The sequence below is a fragment of the Myxosarcina sp. GI1 genome, assembly GCF_000756305.1.
Classification (GTDB): Bacteria; Cyanobacteriota; Cyanobacteriia; order Cyanobacteriales; family Xenococcaceae; genus Myxosarcina.
The window spans coordinates 263,602-286,683 of sequence record NZ_JRFE01000026.1 but is presented as its reverse complement, the minus strand read 5'-3'; the positions used below and the strand labels follow the sequence as shown (position 1 = coordinate 286,683).

The 23,082-nt window shown below is 40.6% G+C and carries 19 protein-coding genes and 1 pseudogene; 12 read left to right on the top strand and 8 right to left on the bottom strand.

All coding sequences use genetic code 11. From position 1 onward, the window contains the following. Positions 1-153 precede the first annotated feature (153 nt). Positions 154-1,674 carry an FAD-dependent oxidoreductase gene (locus tag KV40_RS21565; protein WP_036485868.1) on the bottom strand — a complete coding sequence of 507 codons (1,521 nt, stop codon included), beginning with the start codon at positions 1,672-1,674 and terminating at the stop codon, positions 154-156. A 560-nt stretch (positions 1,675-2,234) separates the two neighbouring features. Between KV40_RS21565 and KV40_RS21560 the strand changes: the two genes are divergently transcribed. Continuing rightward, entirely contained in the window at positions 2,235-3,158 is a 924-nt protein-coding gene (locus KV40_RS21560) for a glycosyltransferase family 2 protein (RefSeq protein ID WP_052055815.1), read from the top strand. A gap of 162 nt (positions 3,159-3,320) precedes the next feature. On the opposite strand, the gene clpB is transcribed toward KV40_RS21560, so the two are convergent. Then, the gene (gene clpB, locus KV40_RS21555; RefSeq protein WP_036485866.1) at positions 3,321-5,939 is read right to left on the bottom strand and encodes an ATP-dependent chaperone ClpB; all 2,619 of its coding nucleotides are present in this window, start codon (positions 5,937-5,939) and stop codon (positions 3,321-3,323) included. 529 nt (positions 5,940-6,468) lie between these two features. Between clpB and lexA the strand changes: the two genes are divergently transcribed. The 7 genes from lexA (at position 6,469) to KV40_RS21520 (ending at position 12,287) form a co-directional block, all read left to right on the top strand. Beyond that, the gene (gene lexA / locus KV40_RS21550; protein ID WP_036485864.1) at positions 6,469-7,083 is read left to right on the top strand and encodes a transcriptional repressor LexA; all 615 of its coding nucleotides are present in this window, start codon (positions 6,469-6,471) and stop codon (positions 7,081-7,083) included. Between the two features lie 206 nt (positions 7,084-7,289). Continuing rightward, positions 7,290-8,300, top strand: coding sequence for a tRNA dihydrouridine synthase DusB (dusB, locus tag KV40_RS21545; RefSeq protein ID WP_036485862.1), 1,011 nt, complete (start codon positions 7,290-7,292; stop codon positions 8,298-8,300). 130 nt (positions 8,301-8,430) lie between these two features. After that, on the top strand, positions 8,431-8,682 hold the full coding sequence (locus KV40_RS21540; protein ID WP_036485860.1) for an AbrB/MazE/SpoVT family DNA-binding domain-containing protein: 252 nt from the start codon (positions 8,431-8,433) through the stop codon (positions 8,680-8,682). Next, positions 8,663-9,052, top strand: a complete 390-nt coding sequence (locus KV40_RS21535; protein WP_172657318.1) for a PIN domain-containing protein — start codon at positions 8,663-8,665, stop codon at positions 9,050-9,052. The genes KV40_RS21540 and KV40_RS21535 overlap by 20 nt, the downstream gene beginning before the upstream one ends. Positions 9,053-9,271: 219 nt before the next feature. Then, entirely contained in the window at positions 9,272-9,922 is a 651-nt protein-coding gene (locus KV40_RS21530) for a DUF3386 domain-containing protein (RefSeq protein ID WP_036485856.1), read from the top strand. A gap of 104 nt (positions 9,923-10,026) precedes the next feature. Continuing rightward, complete coding sequence (locus KV40_RS21525) at positions 10,027-10,263, top strand: NifU family protein (protein ID WP_036485854.1); 237 nt, start codon at positions 10,027-10,029, stop codon at positions 10,261-10,263. 512 nt (positions 10,264-10,775) lie between these two features. Next, positions 10,776-12,287 carry a hypothetical protein gene (locus tag KV40_RS21520; RefSeq protein WP_036485852.1) on the top strand — a complete coding sequence of 504 codons (1,512 nt, stop codon included), beginning with the start codon at positions 10,776-10,778 and terminating at the stop codon, positions 12,285-12,287. A gap of 88 nt (positions 12,288-12,375) precedes the next feature. On the opposite strand, the gene KV40_RS21515 is transcribed toward KV40_RS21520, so the two are convergent. After that, positions 12,376-13,245 carry a 3'(2'),5'-bisphosphate nucleotidase CysQ gene (locus tag KV40_RS21515; protein ID WP_036485850.1) on the bottom strand — a complete coding sequence of 290 codons (870 nt, stop codon included), beginning with the start codon at positions 13,243-13,245 and terminating at the stop codon, positions 12,376-12,378. 163 nt (positions 13,246-13,408) lie between these two features. On the opposite strand from KV40_RS21515, the gene KV40_RS21510 reads away from it, so the two are divergent. Next, positions 13,409-14,824: a cell wall metabolism sensor histidine kinase WalK gene (locus KV40_RS21510; protein ID WP_036485848.1), complete on the top strand. Its 1,416-nt coding sequence runs from the start codon at positions 13,409-13,411 to the stop codon at positions 14,822-14,824. Between the two features lie 339 nt (positions 14,825-15,163). Here the strand turns inward: KV40_RS21510 and KV40_RS21505 are convergent, their stop codons facing one another. Both KV40_RS21505 and KV40_RS37375 read right to left on the bottom strand, forming a co-directional pair. Then, on the bottom strand, positions 15,164-17,362 hold the full coding sequence (locus tag KV40_RS21505) for a transketolase (RefSeq protein ID WP_036485847.1): 2,199 nt from the start codon (positions 17,360-17,362) through the stop codon (positions 15,164-15,166). Positions 17,363-17,483: 121 nt separating this feature from the next. Continuing rightward, a pseudogene (locus KV40_RS37375) lies at positions 17,484-17,564 on the bottom strand (winged helix-turn-helix transcriptional regulator); the annotation flags it as partial. A 101-nt stretch (positions 17,565-17,665) separates the two neighbouring features. On the opposite strand from KV40_RS37375, the gene KV40_RS21500 reads away from it, so the two are divergent. Further along, positions 17,666-17,968, top strand: coding sequence for an antibiotic biosynthesis monooxygenase (locus KV40_RS21500; RefSeq protein ID WP_036485846.1), 303 nt, complete (start codon positions 17,666-17,668; stop codon positions 17,966-17,968). Positions 17,969-18,072: 104 nt separating this feature from the next. Here the strand turns inward: KV40_RS21500 and KV40_RS21495 are convergent, their stop codons facing one another. Beyond that, positions 18,073-18,507, bottom strand: coding sequence for a peroxiredoxin (locus KV40_RS21495; RefSeq protein ID WP_036485845.1), 435 nt, complete (start codon positions 18,505-18,507; stop codon positions 18,073-18,075). Between the two features lie 145 nt (positions 18,508-18,652). Between KV40_RS21495 and hisIE the strand changes: the two genes are divergently transcribed. After that, on the top strand, positions 18,653-19,381 hold the full coding sequence (hisIE, locus tag KV40_RS21490; protein ID WP_036485844.1) for a bifunctional phosphoribosyl-AMP cyclohydrolase/phosphoribosyl-ATP diphosphatase HisIE: 729 nt from the start codon (positions 18,653-18,655) through the stop codon (positions 19,379-19,381). Positions 19,382-19,439: 58 nt separating this feature from the next. On the opposite strand, the gene KV40_RS21485 is transcribed toward hisIE, so the two are convergent. Then, a complete protein-coding gene (locus tag KV40_RS21485; protein WP_036485843.1) occupies positions 19,440-20,138 on the bottom strand; it encodes a hypothetical protein in 699 nt (232 codons plus the stop codon). Positions 20,139-20,281: 143 nt separating this feature from the next. Between KV40_RS21485 and KV40_RS21480 the strand changes: the two genes are divergently transcribed. After that, entirely contained in the window at positions 20,282-21,760 is a 1,479-nt protein-coding gene (locus KV40_RS21480; RefSeq protein ID WP_036485842.1) for a site-2 protease family protein, read from the top strand. A gap of 84 nt (positions 21,761-21,844) precedes the next feature. On the opposite strand, the gene KV40_RS21475 is transcribed toward KV40_RS21480, so the two are convergent. After that, positions 21,845-23,062 (bottom strand): DUF790 family protein, encoded by a 1,218-nt coding sequence (locus KV40_RS21475; protein ID WP_036485841.1) that lies wholly within the window; start codon positions 23,060-23,062, stop codon positions 21,845-21,847. Positions 23,063-23,082: the final 20 nt, after the last annotated feature.

Here is a 23,082-nt window from a genome sequence, read left to right as displayed (position 1 = left end):
GATAGAGATAAATCTCAAAATTGGTAACTTATTTGCAACAATCGCCTTATATAATATTTTTCTCACATAATTCTTGCTTTTTAGTCGTTTTTCCCTTTGAACCTTCCCCTTTCCCCCTGGCAAAAGTAATTAATAATGATTCGTGCGAGAAGTTTATTGCACCATTTTCTTATCTAGATCTTTGACCGCAGGACCGTGTAATAACTTACCTTCGTAATCGAATCTCGCCCCGTGACAGGGACAGTCCCAACTTTTTTCGGCACTATTCCAGTTGACGATACAGCCCAAATGAGGACAGGTTGCAGCCACTGCATGAACCGAGCCTGCTGTATCTTTATATACCCCAACTTTATCGCCATTGATAGTTAGTAATTTTGCTTTACCTGGAGTTACCTCAGACACCGAGCTTGACTGTAACCCTTTGAGGCGATCGCCTATCCAGTGCATTCCTACATCGAGATTTTCTTTAATCGACTCTTGAGTGACAAAAGGAGTAGCGCGGAGAGAATCGTAAAGATCCGCCCAGGGATTATCGATACCTAAAACGCGATCGGCTAACATCATTCCCGACAGAGTTCCTTTGCTCATTCCCCAGAGACTAAACCCCGTTGCAATATAAATATGTTGGTTGGCGGGAGTTAACTTGCCAATATAGGGTAATTTATCAAAGGAAACATAGTCTTGAGATGACCAGCGATATTTAATTTCGTTAGGTTCGATGCCAAAGTGCGATCGGGCATAGGTTTCTAGTTCCAAATAGCTTTCTTCGGTGTTATTTTTAGCACCAACTTTATGACCGCCACCGCCTATAAGCAATAGCAAACCGTTTTCATAGGGAGTAGTACGAATTGAGTGATAGTTTTGACCGACACCAATGTACATCCCTTCAGGAGCTTTTTCTGGCGAAATTGCCGCCCCTATTAAGTAGGAACGCTTGGGATAAGCTTTGGCAAAAAATAAACCCAAGTCGAGAATTGGTAGATGAGTAGTTACCAAAACATCTGTAGCGTTAAGATTACCTCGTTCGGTAACTACCTGACAGGGTTCGCCTTCCTCTACGGTTTTAACTCTGGTATGTTCAAAAATATAGCTGCCATTACCAGCCACAATCTCAGCCAAACGCAATAAATATTTCCGTACGTGAAATTGAACCTGATTGCTAAATTCTACCGCGCCTGCAATTTTAAACGGCAGAGTTGTTTCTTCTACAAAAGTAGCAGGAAGACCTAATTCTACTGCTGCTTCGTATTCCGATCGCACTTTATTCAAATTATCCGAACTTTCAGCAAAACTATAGGTACTACGACGGCTAAAATCGCAGTCTATCTGTTCGTTTTTTACCGTAGCGGCGACAAATTCTACTGCGGCTTGATTGGACTCGCCATATAGTCTAGCTTTTTCTTTGCCTATACTATCGATTAAATCCTTGTAAATTAACTGATGTAGCGAAGTAACTTTGGCTGTAGTATGTCCGCTGGCTCCAGAAGCTATATTCTCTGCTTCGACAACTGCTACCGTCTTTCCTGCTTGTTTCAGTAAATAGGCAGCAGTTAAACCAGTAATACCAGCACCAACAATCGCTACATCTACATTTATTGCTTCTGTGAATGCAGGATATTCTGTTTCTAGAGTAGAGTCTAACCAAAAGGAAGTGGGTTTACCTGAAAGAGTCATAGTTACCTTAAAATTATTCGATCGCACGGAGACTCTTTTAATTTAGGTCGATCCCCCGTCATTAATTCATCTGTCAGCAGTATTAAAATTGGGCTTTAGGGTCTATACTGCTTCAGACATAGTCTGTACTATAATTGCAACAAAATACTATACATTTTTGTTAGATCGCATACTACTAAATAATAAATTCAAAAAAGTAATTAGAAAGAATCGTTTGCAATTTAAACTTCTCATTAACGTTTATTTTGTTGGCTTTTTTGAACATAAAGATGTAGTTAAATAAAGTATTTGTGCATATACAGCCTAATATCTTTTCTCGTTTTTATCGATGTTGTTTGGTATTTTAAAATACTAAACTAGTAATTTTAGATCGAACAAAAGTATTTTTATTTTTACGTCATTTTCATTTTAAATAAACCGCCTCTTTTAAAATTATCTATTTTTAAACTTTTTAGATGTTATATATATAATTCTAGTTGTGTTAAGACAAAAATAGCGGTATTTATCTTTTTATATTTGGCTTATTGCGAAAGTTAAAAAAGATATATTAACAATCTACTATGAGCGAAAAACACCCCTTAGTTAGTATTGGATTGCCAGTATACAACGGCGAAAACTTTATCGAACAGGCTATAGATTCAATTTTGGCTCAAACCTTTAAAGATTTCGAGCTAATTATTTCCGACAATGCTTCAAACGATAAAACCGAAGCAATTTGTCGCAAATACGTTACTAAAGATAAACGCATACGTTACTATCGAAACTCTCAAAATCTTGGTGCTGCACCTAACTTCAATCGCGTTTATGAATTGTCAACAGGAACTTACTTTAAATGGTTGGCACATGACGATCTTTGCGAACCAGAATTTATAGAAAGATGCGTTCATCTATTTGAGAAGGATGATTCTATTGTTCTTTGTAATTCTAGAGTCAAAATTATTGATGCTTGCGGTCAAACAATGGATAAAACAGACGATCTATATGGCTATGTGAGTTCTTTGACCGCGAACCTGAATCTTTTTTCTTCAACACCTCATGTAAGATTCCGCGACATAATAAGACCCCACGCGTGTTTTCCAGTTTTTGGCTTAATTCGTTCCAGCAGTTTAAAAAATACTTCACTTCTCGGTAGTTATGCAGGAGCAGATCGAATTTTACTAGCCCAATTAGCACTTCAAGGTAGATTTTATGAATTTCCAGAACAATTTCTCTATCAAAGAAGACACTTGCACCAGTCAATACAAGGTTTAAAATCGCATTCTTCCGCTCATAGATATACTTATTGGTTTGATACGGCGACAAAAGGAAAATTAATTTTTCCCCGCTGGCAATTATTCTGGAATCTGATAACTTCTGTTTTACAAGCTCCTCTGACATGGCAAGAGCAAATCAAATGCTATTTAGCAATGAAAGGGTGGCTAAAAAGATATGGCTTGGGAATGATTGAAGATTTGACTATAGCACTTCAAGGTAAGCGTGTTTAAATATCGAAAATAAAAACAAGTGCAACTTCTTCAAGGGTGATGGGTTTGCCAATCCGCTTAAAAAAGTTAATAAGAAATAAAAAAAGGATGCGATTGCCCAAAGGGAAGTGGCTTTGCCAATCGCGTCGCACCCTAATAATTAATTGAACTTACAACTTGTTGTTACTGTGCCAGCATTTCTACAGCCAAACGCTTAAGAGTCAAACGTTCGTCTTCGACATCGACAAAAATCGTATCGCCGCCTTGAAATTCACCGCGTAAAATTTTCTTGGCGATCGCAGTTTCTAAGTATCTTTGAATTGCCCGTTTTAACGGTCTAGCACCGTATACGGGATCGTAACCCAGTTCGGCTAAATAATCGATTGCCGCATCGGATAGTTTCAAAGCTAGTTTTTGATCGGCAAGGCGTTGTTCTAAGCCTTGTACCTGTAACTGCACGATTGGCTGTAATTGCGCCTTGGTCAAGCCGTGGAAGATAATAATTTCGTCGATACGGTTGAGAAATTCGGGACGGAAGCTGTTACGCATGGCATCCATCACGCGCGATCGCATTTCTTCATAACGAGTGTCGTCGCCAGCGAGATCGAGAATGTACTGCGAACCGATATTACTGGTCATAATAATGATGGTGTTTTTGAAGTCCACCGTACGACCCTGAGAATCGGTCAAGCGTCCGTCATCGAGAATTTGCAGCATGATGTTAAATACATCAGCATGAGCTTTTTCAATCTCGTCAAACAAAATTACCGAATAAGGACGGCGGCGAATTGCTTCGGTAAGCTGTCCTCCTTCTTCATAGCCGACATATCCTGGAGGCGCACCTACCAAACGGGATACGCTGTGTTTTTCCATATATTCCGACATATCGATCCGTACCAGGGCATCTTCGGTATCGAATAAGCTTTGCGCCAGAGCTTTAGCAAGTTCCGTTTTACCAACACCAGTGGGACCGAGAAAAATAAAGCTAGCTGTCGGACGCAAAGGATCTGCCAGTCCCGCACGAGCTCGCTGGATCGAATCGGCTACGGCAGTTACGGCTTCTTCTTGTCCGATTACTCGCTGATGTAGTTCCTCTTCTAAATGCAGCAGTTTGGCTTTTTCCGATTCGACGAGTTTGTTCAAAGGTATTCCCGTCCATTTAGAAATAATCTCGGCAATATCGGCTTCTAAGACTTCTTCTCTTAATAGAGATTTGCCTGTAGTTTGTTTTTCGGCTAATTTGGTTTCGATTTCTTTAACCTGACGCTGTAAATCGGTTAATTTGCCATAACGTAACTCGGCAGCGCGGTTGAGATCGTAATCTCGTTCTGCTTGCTGAATTTCGAGATTGACGCGATCGATCTCTTCTTTGAGATGGCGTATCTGGTCGATAATCTCTTTTTCTGCTTGCCACTGAGCATTGAGTTCGGACTGTTCTTCTTTGAGATTTGCCAGTTCTTTTTCTAACCTGCCCAATCTTTCCTGGGAAATGGGATTATCTTCTTTCTGTAGAGATAATTTTTCCATCTCTAACTGCAAGATTTTGCGATCGATTTCGTCTAGTTCTTCTGGCTTGGAGGTTATCTCCATCTTTAGTTTGGCAGCCGACTCGTCTACGAGGTCGATCGCTTTATCGGGTAAAAAGCGATCGCTGATATAGCGATTAGACAAAGTTGCTGCCGCAACTAAAGCAGTATCGGAAATTTTAACCCCGTGATGGACTTCGTAACGTTCTTTGAGTCCCCGTAAAATCGAAATCGTATCGATAACGTTGGGTTCGTCTACTAGAACCGACTGAAAACGCCGTTCTAATGCCGCATCTTTTTCGATGTATTTGCGGTATTCATCGAGGGTAGTAGCACCAATACAGCGCAGTTCGCCTCTGGCTAACATGGGTTTGAGTAAGTTACCCGCATCCATTGCCCCTTGAGTTGCACCCGCGCCAACTACGGTATGAATCTCATCGATAAACATGATGATGTTACCTTCAGATTCGGTAACTTCTTTTAATACCGCTTTGAGTCTTTCTTCAAACTCACCGCGATATTTAGCACCTGCAATTAACGCGCCCATATCTAAAGCGACCAATTTGCGATCGCGCAAGGATTCGGGTACGTCGCGGTTGACGATCCGCTGTGCCAAACCTTCGACGATGGCAGTTTTACCTACTCCTGGTTCCCCAATCAGGACGGGATTGTTTTTGGTACGGCGCGATAAAATCTGAATGGTACGGCGAATTTCTTCATCTCGTCCGATTACGGGATCGAGTTTGCCTTCTCTGGCAAGTTTGGTTAATTCTCTGCCGTATTTTTCTAATGATTGATATTTTCCTTCTGGATTTTGGTCGGTTACTTTTTGATTCCCTCTCACTTGTTTGATTATCTCTTTGAGTTTGTTTTCGGTTAGATTGAATTCTTTAAATAGCTGTTTGCCGAAGCGGTCATCTTTGGCATAAGCCAGCAGCAAATGTTCGATCGAGATATACTCATCGCCAAAGTCTTCGCGAAATTTGTCGGCGCGATCGAGTAAAGTATCTAAACTGCGTCCTAAATAAATTGATTCCCCTGGATTATTTACCTTAGGCTGACGGTTGATAAATTCATCGGTTTTATCCCGTAGCCGTTGAACGCTGATGTCGGCTTTATTTAAAATACTGGTTGCCAAGCCTTCTTCTTCGGTTAAAGACTTTAACAAGTGTTCGCTTTCGATTTGTTGGTGACTGTTACGCTTGGCGATATCGGGCGTACGAACGATCGCAGCCCAGGCTTTTTCCGTAAATTGTTGTGGATTTGTTGGTTGCATATATTATTATCTCCCCGTAGAAAAAAATGCTCGTAAAATTAGAAAATAGATTGTGTGTTTAAACCCTTGTGAATCTTCGCTAATAGTTAGATTTAAAACAATTCATAGTTTGATTCGATATGAAAATGCCGCTTCGCAATCTGTACTATATGATACAATCGCTCTAATGCTGCGCCGTTTACTCGTGCCGCTTGTCGAGCGTACCTCCAGCCAGGGTTTAACATATTCGTGTACGACCGTGCTTGTCTGTCTAGAGAAAACTGTCTTGGTTTATTATTATTAATTAATTGTTAATAATATTTTAACGAGACTCTACAGTTTCAATTGGTAAGGATAACTCTACTATTGATTTATGGTTTACCAGAGCCAGTTTGGGAAATTTAGCAATAAGAAAAAAAGCTATTAAATATACCCAAACCTAAGTGCAGATTAAAAATTATTTCTCAAAAAAGTTGACTTTCTGGGCAAAAATAGCATCTAATAGTTAGTACCTATGTTCTGAGAAAACATATTTCTGGATAATAAAGTCATGGAAAATTTAACTCCAGTCCAAAAAGAGCTATACGATTGGCTGGTCGAATACATCCGCTCTACTCAGCACGCGCCTTCAATCAGACAGATGATGAAAGCAATGAACTTGCGGTCGCCTGCCCCAGTGCAAAGCCGTTTGGAAAGATTGCGTAACAAAGGGTATATCGATTGGATCGACGGTAAAGCTCGAACTATTAGAATTTTACATCAGCCAGACAAAGGATTGTCAATTGAAGGCGCGATCGCCGCAGGGGGTTTGGTAGAACCGTTTGCCGATGAAAAAGCCAAACTAGATTTATCCGATTTGTTTACCCGTTCGGACTGCTATGTATTAAGAGTAGTAGGGGATAGCATGATTGAAGATTCGATTAGCGAAGGAGATTATGCCATCATGCGATCGCTATCTTCCCAACAAGATGTTAAAAATGGCGATATTGTTGCCGCCAGAGTTCCAGGACATGGTACGACTCTAAAAAGATTCTACCAGGAGCGCGATCGTGTTACCCTCAAACCATCCAATGCTAAATATCAGCCGATTCAGGTTGAAGCCGAGGCGGTAGAGGTGCAGGGATTGTTAGTCGGTATCTGGCGATCGGTGGCGGGTAATAATTAAGCAAGATAGAAATATTTGAGTTACTGTTAATGCTACTTGTTAGCGAGTAATAGTGGATTGCCAGAGTTAAGCCCCAACTATTAAATAGGTAGGCATAACTAAGTTAAAGATGGAGGCAAGCAGGGGAGACAGAGGAATTCTTTGTTTTACATTTAATTTCACCTGACTACTTAACACCCAATCTACTAGACATCAACTTTTTCAATATGCCTACTCTATCTCCATCATTACCAGCTAAACTTTCAACACCGTTAAAAATTGGCTCGGTTACAGTTGAAAGTCGCGTTTTACAATCACCACTTTCTGGTGTAACCGATTTAGTATTTCGGCGGTTGGTAAGAAGATACGCTCCTAAATCAATGATGTATACCGAAATGGTAAATGCCAAAGAAATACATCATCTAAAAACCCTGCCAACCGTTATGGAGATCGATCGCGATGAATCTCCGATAAGTATTCAACTATTTGATTGTCGCCCCGATTTTATGGCAGAGGCAGCGCAAAAAGCTGTAGTCCAGGGAGCAAACACCATTGATATTAATATGGGGTGTCCCGTTAACAAAATTACCAAAAAAGGTGGGGGTTCGTCTTTACTGCGTCAACCAGAAGTAGCCGAAGCTATTGTTAAAACTGTAGCAGCAGCAGTAGATATTCCCGTAACGGTAAAAACGCGCCTCGGTTGGGACGAGAGAGAAATAAATATTATTGACTTTGCCCATAGAATGCAGGATGCAGGTGCGCAAATGCTGACTCTCCACGCCCGTACCCGCGCTCAAGGATACAATGGAACGGCACAGTGGGAATGGATTGGTAAAGTAAAGCAGGTGTTGTCAATTCCCGTCATTGCCAACGGCGATATATTTTCTGTAGAAGCCGCAGTCAAATGTTTGCAGATAACCAATGCCGATGGGGTAATGTGTTCGCGAGGTACTCTCGGTTATCCCTTTTTAGTGGGAGAAATCGATCGCTTTTTAAAAACGGGGCAAATCTCAGCCACACCGACAACGATGGAAAGATTGCAGTGTGCCAAAGAACATCTATTAGGTTTGTGGGAATATAAAGGAATGCGGGGTATCTATCAGTCTCGCAAACACCTGGCTTGGTACTGTAAAGGGTTTACAGGCGCAGCAGAACTAAGAGATAAGCTATCTCGCGTTGAAAGTCTGGAACATGGTTATAAAATTTTAGATTGCGCGATCGCCAGTCTAGAAACCTAGAAGATGTTTAACCTTCATAGCTCAAAATATTTTCTAGTTTTCGGGTTCATCGAACCTGTATTGACCTAGATTTATATTATTGTATTAGTAAGGAGCAGATGTAAGAAATTATAGTAAGGAATTAATATTAATGGTTCAGGCTCGTGTAACTCAAAAAGGACAGGTGACAATTCCCAAACAAATTAGAGAATATCTACATCTAAATGCTGGGAGTAAAATAGATTTTGTGATTGACAGCAATGGAGATGTTAGAGTTATTCCGCTAAACGTTACGGCAGAAACGCTATCGGGAATCTTACATCGAGAAGGAATGGAGTCGGCTTCTTTGCCCCAAATGGAACAATCGATCGCCGAGGCTGCTAGTGATTGGACTCGACACTAACGTAGTGGTGCGCTATTTAACAAAAGACGATGTAGCTCAGTGGCAAAAAGCAACAGAGGTAATCGAGCTAGCCGAATCTTGTTTTATCTGCAATATTGTTTTGTGCGAAGTAGTCTGGGTCTTGAAAGGTAAGCCATACAATTATTCCCAATTAGAGATCGTGAAAACCATCGAACTAATGTTACAAAGTCCTAAATTTGATTTTGAAGATAAATCTCTGGTGTACCAAGCAATTTCCGATACCAAACAAGGAAATGCAGATTTTGCCGACTATCTTATCGGTGCGATCGATAATAAAAACAATTGCCAGTATACTGTCACTTTCGACCGCAAATTAAACAAAGTCAAAAGATTTAACCTTCTAGAATAGAGTCATTTTGACTCGAACTAATTGTTAAAACACTACTGGTTAGGCAACTCCTTATTTTTTTGCCAAAGCCAATTCTTGCCAGTTATCAAAATTACGCTTTACAGTTTTACTTGCTACTTGCTACTTATAAAAAGATGTAGGGATTACCGTCTCTACTGTTTGCAGTCAAATCTTTCTACACTAGATAAAAGAATTTAGTTAAAAGTGTAATTTATTTTTATGACAGATACTGCACGCGATCGCTTTCGTACTGCTTACGAAAACCGCTATACCTGGGACGATAATTTTCCTGGCTACACTACCAAACTAGAACTCAGACAGGGAGACGAAATATATACTGCCAATATTAAAGTTAATTCCGATTTATCTGTAGAAGTTACGGGTATTGAAGACGAACAGGTAGCCGAAAGCGTTTACAATCACATGCGCGACGTAATCACGCATCGCAAGCGCAATAGCTTTGAAAACGCACATGGTAAAAGCAGCTTCAGCTATGGAGAAGAAGATTCTACAGGTGCCGTAGAAATTTTAGTCAAAGGCGACGCTATGGGATCTAACTACAAAATACGCGGTAAAGAAATTACTCAAGTAAGCCGCGTTATGGGACCAATGGCGTTTGTCATTAATACCAATGAAAGTTTGGATACTGGCGAAGGCTATATTTCTACAGGCTATAACGCTATCTTTCGCGATTCTAAAACCAACGAATTAAAAGGCAAGCGCGAATTTGAAGAAAGCTACGAAAAGTTTGGTAACTATTATCTTCCAGACCGTCAAAAAATTGAGGCGATCGACAAAGACAATAACACTATTACTACTGAATTTATTTTTAGCGAAACTAAATTATTAGAACCTGCCGCAGTTGCGTAAAATAGATTTATGAATGTAATTCTTTTTACTAAAGCGATCGCTTTGCCAATCGCGCTAGGATCGATTTAAACCTAGAAATAACAAACAACTCAAACAGATCGACTATGTCATTAGCATTAACCACAGATAACGTAGAAAACGTGTTAGACGAATTGCGTCCTTACCTAGTAGCTGACGGCGGCAACGTTGAGTTAGTCGAAATTGAAGGACCAATCGTCAAGTTAAGATTACAGGGTGCTTGCGGTTCGTGTCCGAGTTCGACTATGACCCTGAAAATGGGAATCGAACGTCGTTTAAGAGAAAAAATTCCTGAAATAGCCGAAGTAGAACAGGCATTTTAATTTTATTCGTAAGGATGTTCGAGAGAACATCCTTTATTTTTAGCCCTTCGGCTCCGCTCGGGGCTAACGTTGAGCGAAGTCGAAACCTTAAAGCAAAATGCTTTTTCTCAGTCGCGTATATATACACTACAATTAACAATCGAACCAAGCCAAATACGCCAGGCGTAAAGCACGCTTTCGCAAAAAGAAAACCATACTTTTACTTTTATAGAATTAAACCGAGCAACAATTGTTTATTTCCTGTTAGTTTTTGCTGTTGCCTATAATGCCAGTCTATTAAAGATAGCTAAAACTTCATAGCGATACGGGGTAATTTTTTTCAATTGCAATTTTTGACTATTTAAAAATAAATTATAAATTTGTCTTATATTAAACAGAGATTAAAGGCTTAATGGTAGCAAAATACAGAGATTACCGGGGCAAAAATTGCAGTTATTTCTAATACAATTTTTGTCCTTGTAACTAATCTTGATAAACTACTATAGTCAAGCTCTATAAGAAGTGACGAAATAATGTACAATAGCTTTTTTGATAATTCCTTAGATAAAAAGAGTCTCAAACAACGTTTACGTAAATTATGTCAGGGCAAGATTGGATTTTATAGTATTGGTTTATATCCAGCTTCTTTAGCATACAATTCAGCAATGCAGAAAAGCGCAAAATCTTTGTTGCTAGCCCCTCGTCCTGGCAGAGAACTATTGGGAGCTTTTTCCGAAGAGGAACTCAAAGGCATGGATCCCAGACATGTGAGCAAACTACATCGTATGTCTAGTCACAAAGAGGGAGACAAATCGGTACCCAATACTTTGGAACATCTCATTGCCAACTGCGACTTGGTAATATTGAGCGCGAACAGTAAATACGTCGAACAAGACTTAACCGAAGCCTGCGCTATTAGAGAAAAACTCAAGCGGAAAAATGTAGTGCTTGGTTGTTTGGCAGGGTCTTTCAACCACGATGAGATCGATAATAATTCTTATGTTCTCTGTGAAAAAAATCCCAATTTAGCTTTTTTCTCTGGTTTTCACCGACATGGTGCTTTACGTCATCCAGTTGACAGCTTTACTGCTAATTTTTGCCATCCCAATGCTTTAACGGCGTTAATAGGAGCGTATTTGCTCGACAAGCTCTCTCCCAATCTTCAAGTTTCTCCTGGTATTCATAATATCGAAGCACAATATCTCAAAGCTGCTAAAAACATGGCTTCAATCTTTGCAGGATTTGGCTACGAACAGCACGAACACAATCCAGGAGTTTTGCCTACTTTGCTGACCTTATTGCTAAATCAGTGTCTAGATCAGGCAGCTACGGTTTCAATAATGCGTCCCGATCGCGAGAAACTGTATAATGAGCAAACTATTGCTTTGACAGAATTAGGCTATGCAGTACCGAGAATTGAGGCAACTCTCAACAAAGGTAGCTATATGGAAAAAGTACGCGACCATACTTTTTCGCAGCTAACCGCTATAGTAGCCGATGTTCGCGGTAGTATGATGCTTCCCGTTACAGGAAAGCCAACTAGAAACTTTCAGGCAGGTCAAGCACTGGCTAGAGGGATGCGCCAAAACGGTCGCTGTCCGACGAATATCGAAGAACTCGAACATTGGTGTAGTGAAGCTGGCTTGAATACTGGTTCTTTAGAAGGTTTAAAAGCTTTGAAATATTGGCCTCAAATTGAAGAGAAGTATGGTATCCCAGGACATGATGCTTCAATGGTCAACCTTCTCTATAAGGGATTATACGGCAATGACATCGAAAAAGATTTTGCCTATGAAGTAATGACTGAAAGTCGCGAACTAACTAACTACTGTCGCGAATCGGTCAGACCGACCCAGGGAAGAAAGTATGCTGATGCTCTAAATAATATCGACACCTTAGACGCTTTGGAATTAATTTCTAATGTAGTTATCGCTGAAAATGCTAAAAAAGCTTTAAATGCCGATACTGAAATCGAAACAAGAGAAATTCACCCAGACGCACCTGCCTACTTACAAGTAATAGAATACATCGAACAAGGAGCATAATCGTTTGGCTGGCAATTTGGTAAATAGGAGTAAACAAAAAGAGAGTGCAGCTAAATTGGGATTAACTTTTCTCTCTTTTTCCAATCGATTATTGTCGATCTATATCGGCAATAGTTGCAGTAATTTTTTCGCATAAAGCCTGATGACACTGTCCATTAGTAGCGACAATACAGCCCCATTTTTTGACATCACCTTGATTGTAATAAACGGGGTTGCCATCGGCATAAGAAAATTCACCACCAGCTTCGGTAAGAATTATTTCTGGTGCGGCAAAGTCCCAATCTTTAGCAGCAGATTTACCCGATAGAGAGATGTAAACGTCAGACTCGCGTTCTAGAAGAGTAGAAATTTTGCCCCCAACGCCGCCCATATGTTTGGTACCTTTAAAAGGAAGGCGATCGATTAACTTTTGAAAACGTTCGTCGCGATGGGTACGACTGACAATTAGATACAGTTCTTTAATCTTGGCGCGATCGCTAACGGTTATCGGCTTGACTTCTCCAGCTTTGGTTTCTACAAAAGTACCGTTGTCCTTGGAAGCAAAATAAATTTTACCTGCTTCGGGAATAGCCACAATTCCAATTACAGGACGACCTTCATAAGCTAGAGCCAGGTGCATTCCATATTCGCCAGTTTTATCGATAAAATCTCGCGTTCCATCTAGAGGATCGATAATCCAGACCCAAGATTTAGCTATAGGTTCAGCTTTTTTAACATCAAAAGTTTCTTCCGAGAGATAGCCAAATTTTTCTTTGCCCAGTTCGGTTTGCAACCGCTCTAAAATATAGTGATTTGCTGCTAAATCGGCTTTGGTAACGGGACCGTCTTTTTTGTCTTTAATTTCTAAGTCTCCTTCCGTGTCGTCGTGGTAGTAAGAGCTTAAAATATCTGCCGCTCCCCAGGCTACCGAGCGAGCTAGATCGAGGATGTTTGCTAATTCGGGTTGAATGTCGTTCAAAATTTACTTCTCATTTAGATCTACTTTTCCCCATCAATATATCTCAAACTTTTATTAGACAGTCAGATTAGCTGCAGAGCTTCAGATGTTAATAAATAAGATAATAAATATCTTGTATAGCAATCGAATAATTGATTCATAGATAAAGTAGGATCGCTATTTAATGAATGTATTATTTCGCTCGACTCGGATTCGTTTGGCTTTGTGGTATGCAGCGGTAACAGCCGTTTTACTTTTGCTGTTTGCTACTGGTGTATATTTTTACGTCCGCAATACTTTAATCGATCGCATCGATGACACTCTCAATCATGTTGTCGAAGTAGTAGATCGTTCTTTAGTAATTCAACCTCTTGCTGCTACAAGAGGCAGCTATGGCGTTAATGTCGATGCCAGCTTTAGTCGCAATGTCAACGGTGTTGAGGACGATCGCATCGAGTTAGAATGGTTCGATCCTCAAAAACAATTGCTGTGGACTACCTTTGAAGAACCGATTGATTTTCCTCTCCATCCCAATCGTAAAGGAGAAACAGTTTATTTATCTGGCGATCGCAGTTTACGCCAAATCGTCCAGCAAGTCGAGCTAGAACATCGAGTACTAGGATATCTACGAGTAAGTCATCCCTGGTTTGAAGTTACCAAACCGATCCGTCAGTTAACCCAGGATTTGATAGTGGGAATTTGTTTGATGGTGTTATCGACAGCAGGAATTGGCTGGTGGTTATCGGGAATCGCGATCGAGCCAATTATTAACTCTTATTCTAGTCTCAAGCAATTTACTGCCGATGCTTCACACGAATTACGCAATCCCATTGCCACAATTCAAACCAATGTCCAAATGGCACTGGCTTATCCAGAGGCAGAACCCCAACTACAGCAAAGGCAGCTAAAGATAATCGAACGTCTGACGCAAAAGTTAGGTAGTTTGGTTAACGATCTGTTATTTCTAGCTCGTTCTGATAGCGGTATGGTCGAGCTAGAGTGGCAGACAGTACCATTAGATGCTCTGCTAATCGAAGTCATCGAAGAACAGAGAATTGCTGCCGAACAGAAACATTTGTTTTTAGGTTTGCATATTGTCGAACCAGAAAGCGACAACAACCTTGTCGATGAAGAGATGTTTACAGTTAAAGGAGATTGGAATCAACTATCGAGACTATTTACCAACTTGATTGCCAATGCGATCGAACACACTGCTTCTGATTCATCTAACACTCATACAGAAAGCGAAACCGATCCTTCTAAGAAAAATCAGACAGGAGCGGTAGAAATAGAATTAAGTTTAATTAAAAAAGGTTCTAAAACGATTCGAGTTAGAGAAACCAAAAATCAAAATTATTTACAGGTAAAAATAAAAGACACGGGAAGCGGTATTCCCGAAGCAGCTATACCCCATATTTTCGATCGCTTTTATCGTGTCGATTCATCTCGCAGCAATCAGCGCAACATTGCCACATCAACAGGTGCGGGGTTGGGACTGGCAATTGCCTGCGCTATTGTCGAAAATCATCGAGGACAAATTAAAGTCGAAAGCGCGATCGCTAAAGGTACGACTTTTACAGTTACTTTACCTCAAGCATAAAAATGTTAACAGATCGGGAGTTAAAGTAATAAATTTGCCACATCAACTTGCTCTATATTTACTAAAAGAACGATGATATGGTTTACCGCTAAGTAATATATCCTGTAGGAGGAGGTTTCGTTCATATTTAGTTGCCTGACGCGCACTAATCAATTTGATGCCATCGCCTCGATATGTGTAAACGACAGTTATAATACTAATTATTTTGACAACTACTTACTTTTATGACAGTCGCCAAAAAAGAATTTATCGAATTACTCTAAAAAGCAATAAGACAAAAAGAGGACATAAAAAAAGGCAAGATAACACCACTTTCTTGCCTTTTTTTTTATTTCTAGCTTAACCGAGCAATTCTTGCGATCGCTTGACAAAGTTTTCGGCAGTGATACCGTTGAAGTCCATAACTTGCCCCGCACTACTGGCGGTTTCGCCTCGTTTCCAGGCAAAGAGATCGCGCTTGCTAGTGCTACGCAGCATTACGGGTTCTAGCATGGCACTAGAGCCGCCTGTAACGCCAATTAAAGCGTCGCCAGCAAAGAGAGATTCAAAATCAGCATCGCTGAGGAAGTTACCTTCAGACTCACTAGCTTCCTGCCAGGCGACATCAGTGGGACGATAGAGGCGACGAGGACTAATTACCGAAACGATTTTAGAACCAATACCCTGTGACTCTAACTGCGCTGCCGCTTCAAAAACGGGAAGCAAAGTCATATCACCAATGACGGCAAAGACAACTTTTTTATCTCCAGAGGTTTCTTGTAAGACAACTGCGCCTTTAGCTAAAGCTTCTCTAGTTTGCTCGAAAGTGGTGCGAACGGGTAAAGGAGATTTACTGGCAGTAATGGTAACACCCTTATTTTTAGTTGCCAAAGCCCACTCGTAACAAGCCTGAATACTGTTGACATCGCAGGGAAATAGAGGAAAGATATTGCCATTACGCATCATGGCAGCAAAATAGTTTTCAATTTCGGGACGTTGATGAGTCCAACCGTTACGCCCCTGTTCTAATGCCCCTGCGGTAAATAAGGTAACGGTAGAAGGAGTCGGATGGCGTAATTCTGCCATTGCCTGTGTAACCGTTTGCCAAATAGGTAAACCGTTGACAGCAAAAGATTCGTAAGAACACCAGAGACTTCGCGCCCCCATCAAAGCTTGTGCCGCAGCCAAACCAGAACAGGCATCTTCACTAAGGGGTTCGTAAACTTGACCTTTGGGCTGTTGGAAGTAAGTTTCATCGGTAGTGGGATGGAGTATTTTTAAGGCGACATTAATGTTATTTATCCCCGATGCCGCATTACCATCGGCGTTGGCAACGATAAAGTCTGGGTCTTGTTGTCCTACATAAGCCGCGATCGCGCCCATTGCCGTAGTAGCGACTTGTTTTTCTCCTCCTACCTCATATTCTTTTAAAGGTAAGTCTCCTAAATCTGGTAAGGGATACTCTTCTTCGGTAACTACAGTGTCTACTGCCGCACCGCCACCAGCACGAAGATAGTTAGTTCTCACTAGTTCCCAGGCAGCAGGAGTTAAAGCCCTGGCTTTTAAAGCATTAACTATATAATCTTTTTCTACGTCGTCACCAGAGTACAGGTTGTGAGACTGTGCGCCACGTTTGTGTACTCCAGTTCCCTTTAGCTGCTTGACGATTAAAACGGTTAGTTTGCCACCTAATGCCGACTTAGCAGCTTTATCTACACCTTCTAGTATTGCCTGGGTAAACGCCAATCTCTGCTCGAAGGAAAACAGGGTACTATCAACATAATCGCTGGTTTGGTTACTGTCGTCGTATTCTTTGGCATCGACTAGAATAACTTCGGTAAAACCGTTACCCGTCCAGTAAGCAATCATCTCATCATTGGTTTGAGTCGAAACCATGCTGTGGTGTTCTTGAGAATAACCATTCCACACCAGGATGGGTAAAAAGTTAGTTACCTGGGGATAGGCAGTTTTAAAATGACCAAAGCTGCTCATTACGTAAGGTTCGCCAATACCGCCATCGCCAATAGTAATGGGAAATAGTACTTCTGGATGGAGTTTTGCCGCTGCCATCGCAAAATGTTGTCCCTGTCCCAAAGGTCCTGCGGGGCTGAGTAACCCTGGAATTTGTCCCGATAAATGCCCCAAAAGCCCGTGCATTTCCCGAAAGCGATCGCGCATATCCTGGACGGTACTAATACCCATCGCTTCTAAGGAAGTATCTAAAAAGACGTTGCTATAGAAACCAGGAGCGTGATGTCCTACTTCGGTCATAATATTTTTATAGCCCAACATTACCAGAGCGGCGATAGTGTCGGCAATACTGGCAAAGCCCCCTGGATGCCCAGACTCTTTGCTGGCGGTAGTTTGTAGGGTTAAATAGCGCAGGGCATCGGCTGCCAACATGGTTTGATAGACGGCGGCTTTATCTGAGGGTGAAGCGATCGCCAAATCTCCTTTTTTTATGGCTGGKTCTCTACCATATTTATCAAAACCAGGTAAAGTGTCTTGAAAATGTTGGATCCCCTGACAAAAAGCGGGAACGTTAGTTGCAACGGTCATAAATCTAGTTGCCTCGTGTAAATAACTGCAAGTGTTAAGTAAATCTTACAGTTTTGCGAGTGAATAAAGCGATCGGGTGTGTTTATGGATGGTATTAAATAATCTTGGCATTAGGACAAAATTACTGTGATGCTTCTCGTTCGAGATGTTTTTCTCCCCAATTACAAAGAGTTTGCAAAACGGGTTCGAGGCTCCTGCCATAGTCTGTAAAAGACTACTCTACCTTGGACGTAACTTCAGGATAGACTTTTCAATGTACGAGATTATATTTTATTTTTCTGGTTCTCTTAATTATTTTGAATTATGATAACTCTGGTAAATGTTTTTACAGTTTCGCCACAAAATCAAACTCAAGCTCTACAAAATATTCAGCAAGTTTATCAGGAAGTAGTAAGCTCTCGATCGGGTTTTATTTCTGCTAACTTACTTAAAAGCAGCGATGGCAAGCGAGTTACAGCAATCGCCTATTGGGAAAGCGAAGCAGATCTACAAGCAATGCGATCGACCCAGAAATTTAAAAACATGATAAGTAGTTCGGAGTTTGAAGCAGCAATTATCTCTAATGAAGGTCATGTCTATAACGAAACGATCGCGATCGATAAATAAACAATGTAGAGCAAAATCTATATCTCGATAACTTCTTAGTAAAAAAGCATAGTAAAAAATACTATGCTTATACTTTGAGTGTAAATTAAACAAAAATGTTAGCTCTAACTCATGCTTGCCAAAATATCGCCAGCATGGGTACTAGTGTTAACGTTACTGTCCACATGAGCGATCTTGCCTTCGCCGTCGATAATATAGGTAACGCGCTTGGCATATCCGCCACCATCGACATCATAGGCTTGGATAATTTTTTTATCGCTATCTACTAGTAAGGTAAAAGGTAAACCATATTTTTCCTTAAACTTTTTGTGAGATGCCCGATCATCGGCACTTACTCCTAAAACTACTACGTCTTTATCCTGGTACTGACTGATATTATCGCGAAAGCTTTGAGCCTGTTTGGTACAGCCTGGGGTATCGTCTTTAGGATAAAAGTAAAGCACTACGGTTTTGCCTTTAAAATCGGCTAAAGAAACGCTGTTTCCTTCATCATCGATAGTAGTAAAATCAGGCGCAGTTGTTCCAACTTCTAAAGCCATAAGTCTTATGTCCTTTTTGAATCTGGTTTACACTTTTTAATAATAAGTCATTGAGATACCTTTGCTCGGATTGAAAAAGCGGATTTGGTATTCTTAACATGAGAAAATACAACTTTAAAAATAGAGATAATTACCGTTTAACATCATGTCTTTCAAATCCAGCATTCCTCTAGATCGCATTCGCTACAACGAAAAAGGCTTAGTTCCCGCGATCGCTCAAGATTACTTAGACGGTACGGTATTGATGATGGCATGGATGAACCGTGAATCTCTGCAAAAAACTTTAGAAACTGGCGAAACTTGGTACTGGAGTCGCTCGCGACAAGAATTGTGGCACAAAGGCGCGACTTCGGGACATATTCAAAAAGTACGGTCGCTACGTTACGACTGCGATAGCGATACTTTACTAATTACCGTTGAACAAATTGGCGATGTTGCCTGTCATACGGGGGAACGAAGCTGTTTTCATCAGGTAGACAGCAGTGAAAACACTGCGTCTCCTATTGCAGATGGAGCATCACGGACGGCTAGAAGTAACGAGGAAACCTCTTTACTCGCGTCCTCCCCAATTCGACCCACCAAAGCCGCACCACCAGCCGACACCCTGTCAGAAATCTATCGCGTTATTAGCGATCGCGCCGCTAATCCTTCGCCAGAGTCTTATACGTGTAAGTTATTAGAGGGGGGTGATAACAAAATTCTCAAAAAAATTGGCGAAGAAAGCGCAGAAGTAGTAATGGCTTGTAAAGATGACGAAAAAGGTGCGATCGCCTCAGAAGTTGCCGACTTGTTCTACCATGTTTTAGTTGCTTTAGCTTACCATCAGGTAGATATCCGCGATGTCTATCGCCAGTTACAGTCGAGGAGAAAGTAGAGAGTAGTTTTCGTAGCGATTGTTAATTTATCAATCGCAATCTAACTCAGCAATAGCTTCAACTTGTTTGTTGGCAGGTTTTTAAAGCCGCTAAATCTAAGGCTACTAGTTTTTCATAGGCATTATCGATATAGCCTTTACCCCTCAAATAACCCGTGTTTGCTCCAGGGAGTATATATTGTAAAGTGTCAGCAGAAAAGCGATCGCGTAATTTAGCAACGCTTTTTATCTGTCGCCACCAATGAAATGTTTTAGCCGTTAGTAGTGGTTTGATTGTTTCTGGCGATTCAGGCAATAGATGTCTGCCAGAAAATAAAACACCGTCTTGCTTATTTAGATACAAACAGCTACTACCAGGAGAATGCCCGGGAGTCCAAATTAAGTTACCATCGGAACTTAAAGCTAGCTCTTCATTAAACGAACTAACTTTTACTTCTGGTAACAGATAAGCTTCTTGTTCTTGTAATATAATTTCACACTTTAATGTTTCTTGTATTTGCCGAACACCTTTGCCTATGCCTCCTCTATGGCTAAAAATCCACCAGCGAACACCGCCGTGTGTTGTTAAAAAATGTTGATGATTCTCATTCCAGGCAGGAGAGTCGAGAAGAACATTACCGCTTTTATCTACAATAAAGTAAGCAGTTCCACCTAATGTATCTCGATTGGGAGCAAAGGCGTATATTCCTGGCAAAACAAGACGGGGAAGTTTGGTATTACTGTTATTAGCATTAATTTCTGTAGACTTTTGGGGCATTCTTAAATTGTGATGTTATTTAAATTGTCTAATTGTTTTCAATATATTTAGTTTTTAGTCATAAATTTAAGATTAAATTCAATTTCACCGAGATTTTCTTGGTGTCAAAAATGAAATATTTTTAAAAATTCAGATTGCTTTTTATGAAACTTTGGTTAATTTTAATTGTACTTAGCTTACTAGCTTATTTTATGGTTAGACGAAGCCTGAAGGATGTAACTAACACACCTATATGGCTGTGTTGGTTGGTTCTGATGCTTCCTGCTTTTATTTGGACTGCCTGGACTTTTGCTTTTGGAACAGAGCAACCTTTGCCTTTGGCAATCTTTTTATTTCCTCTGATTATTTGTCCTATTTTGTATGGTTGGCTAGTGCAGAGAGGAAAACCAGCAAAAGCTACAACTACCACAACTCAAGAACAACCTAACACTACAATGGCTAAATCGGTACAAAAACCTTCTCCTCCACGTTTGATCGACCGTCAGGAAGAAGCAACTTTACGCAACTGTTTTCCTTGGAACATATACTATCTGCAAAACATCGACAATCGACCTCAAGCTATATTTTGTCGGGGAAAACTCAAAACTATACCAGAAAAAGCCTACGCGGAAATAAAAAATAATATCGAGCAGGCTTTTGGCGATCGCTTTTTTCTGATTTTTCAAGAGAGTTTTCGCGGCAAACCATTTTTTGCCTTAGTACCAAACCCCCAGGCTCAAAAAGAATTGCGGCAAGATAACAATTTTGCCCTTGCCATTGGTATGTTTTTGCTTACTTTGGCTACTGCTACATTAGCTGGAGCTAGCATTGGGGAGGTATCTCCAGAAGAAATTTCCGATAATCTCAATTTACTAGTACCTGGATTGGCATACAGTTTACCACTAATGCTGATTTTGGGAGTTAGAGAACTGTGCAATTATTTTACGGCTAATCACTATCAAATTCGCACGTCATTGCCTTATTTTATTCCTTTTCCCTCTTTCTTTTTTGATAATTTTAGTCTGGGTACTCTGGGTGCATTTACACAAAAAAAATCGCCCATTCCCAATCGACAAGCTCTATTTGACGTTGCCATTCTCGGCTCGATTTGCAGCTTTATTTTAACTGTAGTAATTTTAATCTGGGGGCTTTCTCTATCTACAGTAACAACACTTGAAGATTCAACCGAATTTAGTTTTGCGGCTTTCGATCCCCGTATGTCTCTGTTATTGAGTTTGCTGGCTAAATTTAGTTTGGGCAATCCCCTGCAAGCAGGAATGGGAGTCGAGCTTCATCCTTTAGCTGCCGCTGGCTGTATTGGTTTGCTATTTACGACGATTAACTTAATGCCGATCGGACAATTAGATGGGGGACATATAGCTCATGCCGTATTCGGACAAAGAACCGCAATTGCGATCGGACAAATTACCCGTATTTTAGCGCTCTTATTTGCTTTAGTTCATCCTTATTTTTGGATTTGGGCAATTGTTTTATGGTTCATTCCTTTAATCGACCAGCCAGCTTTAAATGATGTTACTCAGCTTAATAATTGGCGTGATGCCTTGGGTTTACTTGCTTTGGCTCTCTTTGTTATTGCGATTCTTCCTTTACCAGGTACTGTGGCGGGTTGGTTGAGTATGTAAAAATAAGGCTTTAGGAGAGTAGAAAGTTACTTTATTTACTCAATGGAAAACAGAAAAAGTTGGTACAAACTTTTTTTTCTGCTCTCAATCTAGAACTTTTAAAACTGCTTGTGCTTGTAGCTTGCTTTTAAACCAAATGACTTGATGGGGTAGATTGGTGAATTTAACTCCTGCCTTTTCTAAATTGAGTCGTTCGGAAATAGCCAATATTATATTATCGGCATCGGCATTGTTTACCTGATAGAATTTTTTTCTTAAATATTCTGGTCGCCAATAACCAACTATTTCTAATAAAAAATCTCTGCCGTCGGGATGCACCAAACGAAAATCGGGAATCATGACGCTACCAGGTAGGGGAATGAGATCTACTTCTCTTTCTAGTCGCCATTCGGTATTAGTTTTTGCCCAGCTTTTGGCAAACGAGGCTTCTAGCATACTATCGTAGGGTTTCCCGGGAGGATAGTGCGTTACCAAACCGCAGCGATCGCTTGCTAAAAAAAATTTACCCGTTTTAACGTTGCCTGAATAAGGGTCGCGGTTTTGTAGTTTGGCTTGCAGACTCCATTTACTAACGTGTAGCAAAGCAGGAATCATTTTTGCTAGTGCCAAACCATAACGAGTGCTGGCTTTAAATAAGCTGGCTGGACCGTCGATAGTTAAAGTAAAGCCAGTATCGGCATCGCCTTCAATGTATGCCATCAACTGAAATAACTTTAAATAGCGAAATAGTAGTTTGTACTCTCCTGGATCGTTGCGGTAGGCATTGATAACTACGTTGCTAGCACGATAGAAGATTCCCTGTACTTGCGAGAGATTGTAGCGATGCAATAAAGCTTCGGCAACGGGAGGCTCGAATTGGGTTAAAATTCGATTTTCTTGTAGGTCGGCATATAAACCCGCTTCTATTTCCTGACGCGATACAATTCGTTTTAGTTCTCCAGTTAGAGTATGAGCGATAGTTTCGATTGTTTGACTGCGATTACGAGGCAGAGTTGCTGTCTTTGCTGCTTCGGAAAATACTTGCTTCCTCAGAATTTGTGGTTCGAGAGGACTTATAATTTCAAAAGTAGAGAAGCTGTTGCGTAATAAATGTGCTAGACCTCTTTTAACTCGATAATCGGGGCTTTCTCCTTCTAGTTCGAGCAATTGTCGATCTAATTCGCCCTGGGTTTTACCCACACAGTTTTGAAAACAGGCGATCGCAGCTTCAGCTAAAGCTATAGTGTAGTTATCGATCGCTAACTTTTTAGGTACTATAGTATCTCCACTATGTCGATAAATTAATAAATCGCTTTTGAGCATGGGAAGTTTTTAATTTTAAA

Coding starts and splice junctions, on each gene's coding strand:
- KV40_RS21565 (WP_036485868.1), bottom strand. CDS start 1,674: ATGACTCTTTCAGGTAAACCCACTTCCTTTTGGTTAGACTCTACTCTA.
- KV40_RS21560 (WP_052055815.1), top strand. CDS start 2,235: ATGAGCGAAAAACACCCCTTAGTTAGTATTGGATTGCCAGTATACAAC.
- clpB (WP_036485866.1), bottom strand. CDS start 5,939: ATGCAACCAACAAATCCACAACAATTTACGGAAAAAGCCTGGGCTGCG.
- lexA (WP_036485864.1), top strand. CDS start 6,469: ATGGAAAATTTAACTCCAGTCCAAAAAGAGCTATACGATTGGCTGGTC.
- dusB (WP_036485862.1), top strand. CDS start 7,290: ATGCCTACTCTATCTCCATCATTACCAGCTAAACTTTCAACACCGTTA.
- KV40_RS21540 (WP_036485860.1), top strand. CDS start 8,431: ATGGTTCAGGCTCGTGTAACTCAAAAAGGACAGGTGACAATTCCCAAA.
- KV40_RS21530 (WP_036485856.1), top strand. CDS start 9,272: ATGACAGATACTGCACGCGATCGCTTTCGTACTGCTTACGAAAACCGC.
- KV40_RS21525 (WP_036485854.1), top strand. CDS start 10,027: ATGTCATTAGCATTAACCACAGATAACGTAGAAAACGTGTTAGACGAA.
- KV40_RS21520 (WP_036485852.1), top strand. CDS start 10,776: ATGTACAATAGCTTTTTTGATAATTCCTTAGATAAAAAGAGTCTCAAA.
- KV40_RS21510 (WP_036485848.1), top strand. CDS start 13,409: ATGAATGTATTATTTCGCTCGACTCGGATTCGTTTGGCTTTGTGGTAT.
- KV40_RS21500 (WP_036485846.1), top strand. CDS start 17,666: ATGATAACTCTGGTAAATGTTTTTACAGTTTCGCCACAAAATCAAACT.
- KV40_RS21495 (WP_036485845.1), bottom strand. CDS start 18,507: ATGGCTTTAGAAGTTGGAACAACTGCGCCTGATTTTACTACTATCGAT.
- hisIE (WP_036485844.1), top strand. CDS start 18,653: ATGTCTTTCAAATCCAGCATTCCTCTAGATCGCATTCGCTACAACGAA.
- KV40_RS21485 (WP_036485843.1), bottom strand. CDS start 20,138: ATGCCCCAAAAGTCTACAGAAATTAATGCTAATAACAGTAATACCAAA.
- KV40_RS21480 (WP_036485842.1), top strand. CDS start 20,282: ATGAAACTTTGGTTAATTTTAATTGTACTTAGCTTACTAGCTTATTTT.
- KV40_RS21475 (WP_036485841.1), bottom strand. CDS start 23,062: ATGCTCAAAAGCGATTTATTAATTTATCGACATAGTGGAGATACTATA.